This is a genomic window from Haloferula sp. (genome assembly GCF_049672945.1).
GTDB lineage: Bacteria > Verrucomicrobiota > Verrucomicrobiia > Verrucomicrobiales > Akkermansiaceae > Haloferula.
On the sequence record NZ_JBATWY010000050.1, the window covers coordinates 1 to 13131 of the forward strand.

8 protein-coding genes are annotated in these 13131 nt (G+C 58.0%); 6 read left to right on the forward strand and 2 right to left on the reverse strand.

Annotated features, from left to right (window positions below; translation table 11 throughout):
- From WBG04_RS04105 to WBG04_RS04115, 3 genes are all read left to right on the forward strand, one after another.
- On the forward strand, positions 1–918 hold a 918-nt coding region (locus tag WBG04_RS04105), incomplete at its 5' end, for an L-rhamnose isomerase (protein WP_424313108.1).
- A 79-nt stretch (positions 919–997) separates the two neighbouring features.
- Positions 998–3802 (forward strand): family 78 glycoside hydrolase catalytic domain, encoded by a 2805-nt coding sequence (locus WBG04_RS04110; RefSeq protein WP_424313109.1) that lies wholly within the window; start codon positions 998–1000, stop codon positions 3800–3802.
- Between the two features lie 101 nt (positions 3803–3903).
- A complete protein-coding gene (locus tag WBG04_RS04115) occupies positions 3904–5259 on the forward strand; it encodes a BNR repeat-containing protein (protein ID WP_424313110.1) in 1356 nt (451 codons plus the stop codon).
- Positions 5260–5277: 18 nt separating this feature from the next.
- Here the strand turns inward: WBG04_RS04115 and WBG04_RS04120 are convergent, their stop codons facing one another.
- The gene (locus WBG04_RS04120) at positions 5278–6618 is read right to left on the reverse strand and encodes a sulfatase family protein (protein WP_424313111.1); all 1341 of its coding nucleotides are present in this window, start codon (positions 6616–6618) and stop codon (positions 5278–5280) included.
- Positions 6619–6724: 106 nt separating this feature from the next.
- On the opposite strand from WBG04_RS04120, the gene WBG04_RS04125 reads away from it, so the two are divergent.
- Positions 6725–8221: a sulfatase family protein gene (locus WBG04_RS04125; protein ID WP_424313112.1), complete on the forward strand. Its 1497-nt coding sequence runs from the start codon at positions 6725–6727 to the stop codon at positions 8219–8221.
- Between the two features lie 22 nt (positions 8222–8243).
- On the forward strand, positions 8244–10970 hold the full coding sequence (locus WBG04_RS04130; protein ID WP_424313113.1) for a family 78 glycoside hydrolase catalytic domain: 2727 nt from the start codon (positions 8244–8246) through the stop codon (positions 10968–10970).
- A gap of 226 nt (positions 10971–11196) precedes the next feature.
- Here the strand turns inward: WBG04_RS04130 and WBG04_RS04135 are convergent, their stop codons facing one another.
- Entirely contained in the window at positions 11197–11931 is a 735-nt protein-coding gene (locus WBG04_RS04135) for a PEP-CTERM sorting domain-containing protein (protein ID WP_424313114.1), read from the reverse strand.
- 547 nt (positions 11932–12478) lie between these two features.
- Here WBG04_RS04135 and WBG04_RS04140 point away from each other — a divergent pair.
- Positions 12479–13084: a hypothetical protein gene (locus tag WBG04_RS04140; RefSeq protein WP_424313115.1), complete on the forward strand. Its 606-nt coding sequence runs from the start codon at positions 12479–12481 to the stop codon at positions 13082–13084.
- Positions 13085–13131: the final 47 nt, after the last annotated feature.

Here is a 13131-nt window from a genome sequence, read left to right on the forward strand (position 1 = left end):
AGGCACTTCCAAGGCTGGATCGACTGGTGCAAATCCCAGAACCTCGGCCTCGACTTCAATCCATCCTGCTTCTCACACCCGAAAGCCGACGATGGTTTCACCCTCTCCTCCGCCGACGACGGCATCCTCCAGTTCTGGATCGACCACTGCAAGGCCAGCCGCGCCATTGCCAACGACATGGGCCAGCAGCTCGGCTCCAAAGCCGTCACCAACATCTGGGTCCCCGACGGCTACAAGGACACCCCCGCCGACCGCATGGCCCCGCGCCAGCGCCTCAAGGCATCGCTCGACGAGATCCTCGCCAGCCCGACCCCGCACAACATCGACGCCGTCGAATCCAAGCTTTTCGGCATCGGTTCCGAAGCCTTTGTCGTCGGCTCCCACGAGTTCTACATGGGCTACGCCATGGAAAAGCAGATCGCACTCTGCCTCGACGCCGGTCACTTCCACCCGACCGAGATGATCTCGGAAAAAATCTCCTCCTGCCTGCTCTACGTGCCCGAGCTTCTCCTCCACGTCTCGCGCGGCGTCCGCTGGGATTCCGATCACGTGGTCACGCTCAATGACGAACTGCTCGCCATCACCCGCGAAATCGTCGCCAACAATGTCGAGGACCGCGTCCACGTCGGCCTCGATTTCTTTGACGCCTCGATCAACCGCGTCGCCGCCTGGACCATCGGTGTCCGCAACACCCTGCGCGGGCTGATGATTGGCCTCCTCGAACCAACGGCAAAACTTCGCGCCGCCGAACTCGCAGGCGATTACACCACTCGCCTCGCGCTTCAAGAAGAAGCCAAAACCTTCCCGATCGGCGCCGTCTGGGACGAATTCTGCCGTCGCAATGATGCACCCGTCGGACCCACCTGGCTCAAGGAAATCGGAAACTACGAAAGAGACGTTCTTTCAAAACGTAGCTAATTCAACGATCAATTTGATCCATAAACCTTCAACGCACCACGGCTCGTTCGTGGTGCGTTTTTACTAAGCCTGCTAAACGATGATACGCCATCTTCTTCTCTCCGCCCTGCTCGTCACTTCGCTCCACGGATTCGAGCTCACCAAGCTCCAAGTGGAACACCAGACCAACCCCGTCGGTCTCGACGATCGGAACCCCCGTTTCCAATGGCAACTTGTAGGGGAATCCCCCGGTCTCGCCCAGTCAGCCTACCGCATCCTCGTCAGCAGCTCCGCAGACAAACTCGCCGCCGATGACGGCGATCTGTGGGACAGCGGCAAAAAAACCAGCTCCGATGCCCATGCCATCTATGCCGGCAAGCCCCTGCCGTCCTCGTCCCACATCCATTGGAAAGTCCAGACCTGGAACAGCAAAGACGAAGTCTCCCCATGGAGCGCAAACCAGACATTCCTCACCGCGCTGATCGGCTCGGAGCCGACCGCCCCATGGATTTCCTTCAAGGATGAGACGCCTTTCCACAAGGACCGCGCCACCCTCCACCTCCCGCCTCCCCGCTACTACCGCAAGTCAATCAATGCCGAAAAGAAGATCACCAAGGCCATCGCCTACGCCTCAGCACTCGGCATCTATGAACTGCACCTGAACGGCAAACGCATCGGCGACACCTACTTCGCCCCAGGCTGGACGAACTACGACCTGCGCGCCTACTACAACGCCTACGATCTCACCGCCGACTTCCAGCAGGGAGCCAATACCCTCGGAGCCATCGTTGCCGACGGCTGGTATGCCGGATACCTCGCCTACGGCAAGCTCGTCGGCTACGGCCCCTACAAGACCGGACGGAACATTTACGGCAAAACGCCTTCCCTGATGGTCCAGCTCCAACTCACTTACGAGGATGGTAGTACTGAAACCGTCACTACCGATCCAAGCTGGAAAGTCTCAACGGGCCCCGAGTTCGAAGCCGACTTCCTGATGGGCGAAGGCTACGACGCCCGCAAGGAACTCGGACCCTGGTCGACCAACAACTACGATGCCAGTAATTGGGAAAGCGCCATCCTCGCCGAGGACAACGGCTCCCACAAACACGTCTTCATCGATCGCTTCAAGAAAGAGGAACAGGAATTCGGCTTTACCAAACCACCCGTCCTCCAGGCCTACCCCGCCCAACCCGTCCGCATCATCGAAGAAATGCCGGCGAAGAGCGTGACCGAACTCAAGCCGGGCACCTTCATCTTCGATCTCGGCCAAAACATCGCCGGACTCATCCGGCTCCAAGTCACCGGAAAAGAAGGCCAGAAAATTGTCATCCGCTACGGCGAAATGCTCCACCCGGACGGCCGCCTGATGACCGAAAACCTCAGGGCCGCCCGCTCTCTCGACACCTACATCTGCAAGGGCGACCCCAATGGCGAAAGCTGGACACCGCGCTTCACTTCCCACGGCTTCCAATTCGTCGAAGTCTCCGGCCTCGATGCCGAACCACCACTCTCGATGGTGACCGGTCTGGTCATGCACTCCGACACCCCCTTCTCCTCCGGCTTCGAATGCTCCGACCCCAGCGTCAACAAGGTCTTCGAAAACGCCGTCTGGACCCAGCGTGGCAACTGGATCGATCTGCCGACCGATTGCCCCCAACGTGACGAACGCATGGGCTGGACCGGCGACGCCCAGATCTACGCCGCCTCCGCCGCCTACCACGCCGACGTCGCCGCCTTTTTCAAGAAGTGGCTGCGCGAACTCGAGGACTCCATGACCCCGGAAGGTTACTACCCGAGCTACGCCCCCTATCCCTTCGGCCATGGCGGCGCCATTCATGCCACCGCCTGGTCGGATGCCGGCGTCATCGTCCCGCACGCCATCTGGAAAGCGACCGGCAACCCCGACTTTTTCGTCAATCACTGGCCAGCCATGAGCCGCTACATGGAGGCTCGCAGGAAACATGATCCCGAACTCAAAGGCACCGCCTTCGGGGCCCCGTGGGGCGACTGGCTCAACGTTAACGATGAGACCCCGCACGAGTACATCGATCTCTGCTACTTCACCCTCATCAGTCGTCAGATGGCCGAAATGGCCGATGCGCAAGCCCTCGACCAGGAAGCGGAAAAATACCGCGACTGGGTCGCCACCCTGCGCAAGAACTTCCGCGACAATCACCTCCAGGAAGACGGCTCGATCAAGCCGACATCCCAGTCCGCCTACGTTCTCGCCCTCGACTGCGGCCTTCTAACAGACAGCGCGGAGCGCAAAGCCGCCGGAGCGCACCTCGCCCAGCTCATCCAATCCAAATCCGGCCCGAAGAACACCGGCATGACCACCGGTTTCCTCGGAACCAAACCCCTGCTTCCCGTTCTCACCGATACCGGAAATCTCGACCTCGCCGTGCGGCTCATTCAGTCACGCAAGTTCCCATCATGGGGCTACGAAGTGAAGAACGGCGCGACCACCATTTGGGAACGCTGGAATTCCTACACCGAAGAGCACGGCTTCGGTGGTGCCGACGGCAAGATGAACGCCGCGATGAACTCCTTCTCGCACTACGCCTTCGGAGCCGTGACCGAGTGGATGATGTCGACTCTCGCCGGCATCGCCCCCGCCGAACCCGGCTACTCGAAGATCCTGCTTCACCCGCACTTCCCGTCGAAGGATGCGACCGACGAAACCGAGGCCATCTCGTGGGTCAAAGCGTATCACGATTCACCGTATGGTCGTATTTCCGTGAGTTGGAAACGTAATGACGACGATTCCTTGAGCTACGAAGCGACCGTTCCACCGAATACCACGGCCGAGCTGATCCTTCCGGAAACCTCGCCCTGGACTTCCGAGAACCCACCGACGAAGTCCCAGACACTCCTTCCCGGTTCCCACCGCATCACGATCAAGTAGAGAGCGCTTTCCGCTGAATAGCTCGCTTGGAACGCAGCGCATCCTTCATTGACGAAGTCCGCAAGAATAACCTCATCCGATCCGTATCGAGATGAGGTTATATGGAACTTGGAAAAATCGGATTCTCCCTGCTGGTGATCGCAGGGCTCATCGGCCATGCCCCTGCGGCGGAAAGCAGTGCGCCTGAAGTCAGCATCGAGGAATCCCTGGAGATCGGTAAAGTTCCGTCGGGGTTCCCGGTGGGATTCTGCCTGCTTACCGCTGGAAACGACCAATACGTCGGCTTCTACGATCAGGATCACAACATGACCGTGGCTTTCCGCGAACTCGACTCGGATCAATGGCAATATCAAATCCTCCCCTCCAAGATCGGGTGGGACTCACACAACTACATCACCATGGCGCTGGATGACGACGGCCATCTCCACGTCTCCGGCAACATGCACAACATCCCGCTCATCTATTTCCGAACGGAGAAAGCGCGGGACATCACCAGCCTGAAGAAAGCCCAGATGACCGGAGAGCAGGAGAACCGGGTGACCTATCCCAATTTTCTCAAAGATCACGAGGGCCGTCTCATCTTCAACTATCGTAACGGGGGATCGGGAAATGGCCGGAGGATCTACAACAAATACGACGATAAATCTCGTACTTGGACCCGCCTCATGGACACCCCGCTTCTTGACGGAGAGGGAAAGCGCAACGCCTACCCTTCAGGACCCGTCAAGGGACCGGACGGTAGCTTCCACATGCTCTGGGTTTGGCGGGACACCCCGGACTGCGCCACCAACAACCACCTTTCCTATGCCCGCAGCAAGGACCTGATCCACTGGGAATCAGCCTTCGGAGAAGCCGTCGAACTTCCGCTTAGACTGGAGCATGAGCAGCTCTGGGTCGATCCCATCCCAAGCGGTGGCGGCATCATCAACGGCGGCGCAAAACTTGGCTTCGATAGCAAAAATCGCCCGATCATCAGCTATCACAAGCGGGATGCTGACGGAAACATGCAGATCTTTGCCGCGCGCCCGGAAAAGGGAAAATGGAGCCGGCATCTCCTGACGGACTGGAACAAGCCGATCAACTTCAGCGGCAACGGCTCGATGGGATTCATCGGCATCAGGATCAGTGAAATGGAGGTCCCGGAGCCGGGCGTCCTCACCATGAAATACCGGCACCGTGACTATGGAAGCGGACGGCTCGTGCTCGACGAGACGACATTCAAACCCCTCGAAAAGAAGATCTCATCACCACCGTCTCTGCCCGAGGAAATCAACCAACTCGAAAGCGACTTCGATGGCATGCAGGTCCGACAGAGCCATGGCACCGCCAGCGTGAACGGCGAAGTCTTTCGCTACGTCCTCAAATGGGAGACCCTGGATGCAAACCGCGATCAACCTCGCCAGCAGCCGCTGCCTCCGCCAAGCACCCTGAGACTCTACAAAATCTCCCGCCCCTGAAAACAGTTCGAGCCCGCTTCAATCAGGCTCCGAGCCATCCCACCACTCGTCGAGCAGCTTGCTGAGCTCGGCGACCTTTTCCTTCTTCTCCTCGGCGAGATTGTTGAGTTCAAACGGATCCGCGATCAGGTTGTAGAGCTCCGGCTTGCCTTCGGGATTGTTTTCCTTGCCGTTCGGTTGACCGGCATACAGCGGGGCAGGAAAGTTATCCTGATTGTGGATGATCAGCTTCCATTCACCTTGAATGACAAAGCGTGACTCAAGATTCGCCACACGCTTGTCGACGCTGACGATGTCGTGGGAATGATCCGCACCAAAGACCGCGTTCCTCTTTTTGAGGGCCGCTTGATCACGAAGATCGATCCCTTTCATGGCCTCCGGCACCTCGGCTCCAGCCAGAGCCAGAATGGTCGGCGCAATATCGATCGCGGAAACCAGAGTGGTTTCATCACGTAGCGGCTCAATCTCGCCGGGCCACTTGATCATGATCGGTGTGCGAACCCCACCCTCGTGGACATCCTGTTTGGACAGCGGGGCATAACGGGCACTTTCAGGATCCTGAATCCAACCGTTGTCGGTGACATAGATGACCACCGTGTTCTTGCTGAGGCCACGCTCATCGAGTTCATCGAAGAGCTCCCCACAGGTTTGATCAAACCATTCGACCATCGCGTAGTAGCGGGCCACGTGCGGTGAATCGACCTTGGCCTTGTACTTTTCGAAAAGCGCCGGCGGAGGATTGTGGGGGGTATGGGGCAGAAACGGAGCATGCCAGATGAAGAAGGGCTTACCCTCCTCCTTGGCGACGTCGAGGAACTCGCGAATCTCCCCAATGCCCTTGCGCGACACATCCAGACCCGCATCACCGTGACGACCACCACGCTTGGGATCCGCATGAGTCATCGCATGGGTGAATCCCGACTTCTTCGGATCACTTTCCCACCACTTGCCTGTCTGAAGCGAAAGGTAACCCACTTCTCCCAAGGCATCCGCCAGACCCTCGCACTCGAGAAACTGATCGTAGAGCTGCTGATGAAGCTTCGCTCCCTTCGGCTCGCTTCTTGAGACCTTCTTGCCACGATTATCCAGCAGATCATTCCCCGTGATACCGTGTTCAAACGGCGATAGTCCGGTGAAAATCGAAGCCAGGGACGGCCGGCACAGGGGCGCCGTCACGTAACCTCGAGTGTAGGTGAGGGATTCTTCGGAAAGCCTGTCGAGGCGAGGTGTTTCAATCTCCTCATGCCCCATGAAACTGTAGTCATTCCACGACTGATCATCCGAAAGAATCAGGACGACATTCGGCGGAGCGGCGTGGAGAGCCGTAAAAAAGATGGCCAGTAACAAGAATCGTATCATATTCGCGGAAGCTTGGAGGCAATTGACTCGCCCTAGAAGTAAAATTTCTTCCGGTCTCCGGTCTCCGGTCTCCGGTCTCCGTTCCCCATCCCCCCATTTCGTATTCATGATGTTTCAAGCCTCCTTGCTTTCCCTCGCGACTCGGGTCCTTGTAACGCTCGGACTGGCATGGCCGCTTCGAGCTTCTGACAGCGCCGTCCCCAACGTGGTGATCTTCATCACCGAAGATCAATCGTGCGACCTGGGGATCTTGGGAACCAAGGGGCTCGATACGCCTTCCATCGATAACTTCGCCCGCGGCGGCGTCAATTTCACCCGTGCCTTCGCGCTCTCCCCGGTCTGCTCCCCTTCAAAAATGGCGCTCTTCACAGGCACTTACCCTCATACCAATTCCGCCGTCCGCAATGTCGAGAACTACGGCGTGCAGTTCCCACTGCCAAAGAACAATGACCCTTCCGACTTGTCGCGCGGCGGCGTCCACGAAGATCTCCCGACCTTGATCGAGCTTCTCCGTGAACATCAAATCTTCACGGCCGTCACTTCCAAGTCCCACGTCCAGCCAATCCGCAAGTTCCCTTTCCACAAGGGATACGTCCATTGCACGAAGCCCAAAGACGCCGAACGCATCACCAAGGACGTGATCAAGCGAGCCGAAGACCGCCCCTTTTTCCTCTGGTACAACATCGGCTCTCCGCACCTCCCCTTCAAAGCTGTCCCCGCCGACAACGGGAAGTGGGACCCCAAGGGCGGCTTGTTGGGCGATGGCGGCGTAAACAACGTCGATCCGAAGGAGATCGAAGTTCCCGCATGCTACCCTGATGTCCCCGCCGTGCGCCAGGACATCGCCGACTACTACGGAGCGATCGAATGCATCGACGAGATCTTTCAACGGGTCATCGACACCCTTGGCTCCGAAGGTGAACTCGACAACACCCTGATCATCTACACCTCGGACCACGGCATCGGGCTCCACCGTGCCAAGCAGTCGATCTACGCCGCCGGACTACAAATTCCGCTGCTTGTCAGCGGCCTTGATACCGAAGGCGGACGCACCATCACCCACCCGGTTTCCCACCTCGACCTGTCTCCCACCGTGCTCGATTACCTCGGCATCGACCAGCCGCAGACCATGATCGGGAAATCGCTTCGTCCGATCCTCAACGGATCAGAAAATGCCTTCCCCGAGCGCCCCACGATCCTCACCGCCTGCCATCGCTACTACCCCGCGCGCGCCGTCACCGACGGGAAATACTACTACATTCAGAATCTCAGCCAACCCAAGGGAGGCTCGCTCAAAAGACCGCAACGCGTCCTCAACGAAGACCAATACAAACCCGGAAAACCGTGGTTCAACCGAACCTACGGCGCCACGGTTTCCGCCGAAGGCACCCTCCCGCACCAGCTGTTGAAACAGATCGTCGAAGGCGGTCTACCCGCCGAAGAACTCTACGATCTCGACAACGATCCGTGGATGGTTCGTAACCTCATCAATGACCCGAGGCACCGCTCGGTCGTCCCGGACCTGAAACTCCAGCTCCTCGAATGGCGCAAGATCTCCGGTGACACGCCGGAGAACCTGAAGCGCCGCACGACCCCACGCTGAACCACACCACCACTTCCCCATCATGCACCCACTGAAAACAAGCCTGCTCTTGCTCCTTGCCCTCACGCCCTCCAGCCTGCTCGCAGAAACACCCGTCGAATCCATGCGCGCCGAAGGACGCTCCGGATGGGTGGTCACCGACGACCCCGCACCTCGGTTGGAATGGACACCAAGGACCTCCGACGTCTCTCAGTGGGAACTCCAAGCCGAGATCGAAGCAGAAGGAGAGGCCGAATCGACCTTCTGGAAACCGGCACCATTTGATGTCAGCGACGGACCTTGGAAGGTCTGGCAAGGCCCCGAACTCACCGACGGAACCCAGGTCCGCTGGCGCGTGCGCTCCATTGACGCCGCCGGCAAACCCAGCTCGTGGAGTCCCGAACAACGTTTCGAGCGTGGCCTGCCGGGCGTTTGGAAAACGGACTGGATCGGCATGGATCCCAAGCAACGGGGCGAAGCCGCACCTCTCTTCAGAAAGGAATTCCAAGCGACCGGTCCGACCAAGGGAGCCAGGCTCTACATCAGCGGTCTCGGCTACCACGAATCATGGCTCAACGGTGTCAGACTGGGTGAAGGCGTCCTCGAGCCAGGACAGACGGACTACGAGCAGCGCGTCTTCTACATCACTCACGACGTCGAAAACATCCTCCGCCCCGGCACCAACGTGCTCGCCGTCCGGGTCGGCGACGGCTTCTACAATCAGAACAAGGTCTGGGGCCCGAAAGGCATGAGCTACGGCGAACCTCGTATGTGCGCACGCCTGATCACTCGGTCGGCCGACGGCAGCCGTAAAGAGATCGTGTCCGACACTTCGTGGAAATGCCAAACCGGAGCAATCACTTCATCAAACATCTATCATGGCGAAACCCACGATGCCCGGCTCGCTGTCGATGGCTGGACGGAAATCGGCTACGACGATTCCTCCTGGTTTCCAGCCGTGAAAATGCCGGCACCCGGGGGAGTCATGGAGGCCGAATCCCTGCCACCCATCGTTCGCCACAAACCCCTGCCCGTCAAAGACATCACCGAGCCCGCTCCCGGCATCAAGGTCTACGACTTTGGCCAGAACTTCACCGGCTGGTGCCGCCTCAAGGTAACCGCTCCGGCGGGAACCAAGATCATCATGACCTTCGCCGAACGCCTCGGCGACGATGGCCGGGTCGACACGCTCAGCACCGGAACGATTCATACCAAGGCCGACCAGGTCGATACCTACATCTGCGGGGGCGGTGGCACCGAAATCTGGGAACCTTCATTCGCCTGGCACGGATTTCAATTCGTCGAAGTGCGCATCGAAGACGGCGAGGTCAGCCAGATCGATCTCGAAGGGATTCCCACTCACACCCGAATGCCCGTTCGAGGTGAATTCTCCAGCTCGGATCCCCTGATCAACCGCCTCCTCGATACCGCGCATTGGACCCAGGTCAGCAACACCCTCAGCCTGCCAATGGACTGCCCGGCTCGCGAGCGCTGCGGATGGACCGGCGACGCCCACCTTTGCGTTCCCTTCACCATGTATCGCTACGATTCATCCGCCATGTGGCGGAAATACGTGCGCGACATGCTGACCACCGCCGAGCGCACCCAGCCGATGCTGACCTTCGGCATGGGCATGGGTGATCGAAAGGTCCGTCCAAAAGCCAGGGGCATCCCCACCATGGTCGCTCCCGGCAAACGCTTCATCGGTGAAGCTTCACCGGACTGGGGTTCGGCCGTTGTTTTCATTCCATGGGATCTCTATCAGTTCACAGGTGATCAAAGAGTGCTCTCCCGGAATCTTGGACCCATGCGCCAATGGACCCGCCACGTGGCAGCCCTCGCCGACAAGGACGGCATCGTCAATGCCGGCCTCGGTGATTGGTGCCGTCCCTGGCCGAATTACGATCCCAATGCCGACCGCGGAGAAGCCCGCGACTACTACGGAGAAGTCATCCCCATGCTCTCGACCGCCTGCCTCTTCCGCTGTGCGGACATCATGGCGGAAACTGAAGAGATCCTCGGCCACCACGCAAAAGTGAAGGAGTGGCGCACCCTCGCAGAGCAATCGAGGGAAGCCTTCTTCCTTGCCATGGAGAAACACCAGGGCTGGAGCTATCAGTCGATGATGGCCATCGCCATCGAGTGGGGTATCGCCCCCCCTGAGCGTGTTCAGGAGATCGCCAACCGACTCGCCGAGCAAGTCGGCAAAGACGGCAATCACTTCATGACCGGCGTCTTCGGCCTGCCCTCCCTTTGGCCGGCCCTCGCCGATCACGGTCACAAGGAACTCACCGACAAGATCCTTCGCATCGAAACCGCACCAAGCTTCCGCTATCTCTTCAAACAAGGAGCCACCAGCTTCTGGGAAGTCTGGCCTGCCGAAATCGATGAAGGAAAGCCCTGGGAGCGCTCCATGAGCCACCCCTTCCAAGGCGCCTTTGCCCACTGGTTCTACAGCGGACTGGCAGGTATCCGGATGGATAGCCCCGGCTTCAAAAACATCCGCCTGCAACCCGTCATCCTTGGAGACCTGAAGGAAGTCGACTGCCGCTTCCGCTCCGCCATGGGCTGGATCGAAAGTTCGTGGAAGCGCGACGGCCAGAAGCTCACTTGGAACGTCGAAGTGCCAGCGGGAGCAAAAGCACGCATCACCCCTCCCGGCAGCATCTCAGCGTGGAACCATGCGGGGACCCCTGTGAAATTCGATGCCGACCGTCAGGAGCAAGTCATCAGTTCCGGCCGACACACCTTCGAAATCGAGCTCGATTGACCGACCGTCTTGCACAAGCCCTTCAACCTACGCTTGTTCCAACGCCCTCAAAAGTCCATGGCACACATTCGTGTATCATGACCTAAGGAATCGATTCGGCGATCTACAAGTATGTCCAGATCGACTTAGGCCCCAAGCCCTGAAACGATTACCCCTTGCATTGGATAGAAAAAGCCCCTGCCAGAATTCCGGCAGGGGCGCTTAAGTTCAGAAGTTTTAAATACGCTTATGCGCGGCGACGGCGGGCGGCGAGGCCTAGCATACCGAGACCGAGAAGAGCAGCCGCTGATGGCTCAGGAATTCCAGAAACGGTGACTGCCTGAATTCCGACCCTCTCATCAACCGATGCACCGCTGCCTGCACCCCGCAGAGTCAATGTCAGCAAGTCGCCAGTGTTAAGTGCGGTGAAAGTAAGGTCTGTCCTGAACGCCACGGAGGTGCCACCCGCAGTAGTACCGGTCACGTCGACATCGGAGAAACCATTCAATGAGGCGGTAAAGTTCTCACCAATGTTTAGCTTCATTCCATAAATCGACACGGTTTGAGGATAGGTTTGCCCGACAATGGTGAAAGAGAGATTCGCACCAGAACCTTCAAGATCCGGGCCTGCCGCGCTGCTTTTCAAGAGTGCATCGTCAATATTAAGTCCTGTGTTCGAAGCGCCACCCACTCCAGCAATCATTCCATCCGTCCAATTGTATTGTTGAGGAGTAGACCCTTGGACCTGGTAGGTAATGCCAGTCGTAAGAGTCGCAGTCACGGCGCTAATCGAACCTGCACCGCCAAGCTGTGAATTTCCACCACCGGTGGTGTCGTTGAAAAATCTCCAATCGACATTGCTGCCCGTGCTGAGATCGTAATTGCCGGTTCTACTAATATCTGTCGTCGTAAGACCAACAATGGCCGCGTTCACCGGCGTGGCCAGCAATGCAACCATCGCTAACATATTGAATTTCCTCATAGTGATTGAGTTTGTGGGTTTCATATTATAGATTATCTGGAACTGGTTTCGTGCGTGGTGTTTGCTGCTACCGGCTTGTTGCCGAACGCTCCCTTCACCGCATATTCCATAGTGAACGATTCTTATTGTCATGGCACACGTACGTGTGTCACGCGCCGATTGGATTGTGACAAAAGTCATAAGATGAGCCTCTTTTCCTTAGAGACACAGGGCTCAACTACGGCCCCTGTTTCCGACAGAAAGCCTTCTGCCGCCAAGCCCGCCCAATCGAGAGCCGCCCCGAAATCGAAGGAAAGCCCATTGCTCTGAAACAGACATCCGCTTGGTGGGCCTCTCATTTCAGGAAGAACGGCGTCACGCGGACCCATTTCTCGGAAGATTTTTTTGTCATTTAGACCCGGCTTTTTGGCCGAAAAAGACCAAATCTGCGGGAAATTGGGTAAACCGGACGACTAAGGACACACGTTCGTGTCTCATGACAACATGAAGCGATTCATGTGAAATTTACGGTGATCAGACTAATCACGGTACCCACTTGCCCAGACCTATGAAAAGAAACCTATCCTTGTCGGCACTTCTGACGTTGTCCTCCTTCCTCGCTCCACTCGCATCGGCCACTGTCGTTTTCGGTTTCAATACCGACGGCGACTTCGAACAATGGACCACGTTAAACGTTACCGATGCGACGGTCGCTGGTGGCACCATCAACGGCACGGCTTCCAGCAATGATCCGCAACTTAAGTACGAGCAAACTCTCGTACTTGGAGCAGGCGAGTCATGGACGACGGTTGTTTACCGTGTTCGCGAAACCGACAGCGTCTCCGGGCTCTATATCGGTTCCGCCGGGGCACCCGCCTTCAGTCCAGTCGGACTGGTGGTTCAGGCAAACGGAGTGATCGTCAGTTCGGGATTCACCACCGTGCCATCCGGTGACGACTTTTACACCATCACCGCCGATATTAGCGCGATCCCGGATGTGGATATCACCACCATCCGTGTGGATCCGATCGGAGGAGCACTTTCTAACAGCGGCTCAGAAACCACTGGAAACACCTTCGAAGTTGACTTCATCCAGGTCAATTCGGTCCCAGAACCTTCCGCCGCACTGCTTGGCGGCATGGCAGGACTCCTGTTGCTTCGCCGCCGTCGCTAAGATCGGGCTTCCGTTCGTTTTCCAACAGGTCGGCCGATTGCGGTCGG

Coding starts and splice junctions, on each gene's coding strand:
- WBG04_RS04140 (WP_424313115.1), top strand. CDS start 12,479: ATGAAAAGAAACCTATCCTTGTCGGCACTTCTGACGTTGTCCTCCTTC.
- WBG04_RS04115 (WP_424313110.1), top strand. CDS start 3,904: ATGGAACTTGGAAAAATCGGATTCTCCCTGCTGGTGATCGCAGGGCTC.
- WBG04_RS04120 (WP_424313111.1), bottom strand. CDS start 6,618: ATGATACGATTCTTGTTACTGGCCATCTTTTTTACGGCTCTCCACGCC.
- WBG04_RS04130 (WP_424313113.1), top strand. CDS start 8,244: ATGCACCCACTGAAAACAAGCCTGCTCTTGCTCCTTGCCCTCACGCCC.
- WBG04_RS04125 (WP_424313112.1), top strand. CDS start 6,725: ATGATGTTTCAAGCCTCCTTGCTTTCCCTCGCGACTCGGGTCCTTGTA.
- WBG04_RS04110 (WP_424313109.1), top strand. CDS start 998: ATGATACGCCATCTTCTTCTCTCCGCCCTGCTCGTCACTTCGCTCCAC.
- WBG04_RS04135 (WP_424313114.1), bottom strand. CDS start 11,931: ATGAGGAAATTCAATATGTTAGCGATGGTTGCATTGCTGGCCACGCCG.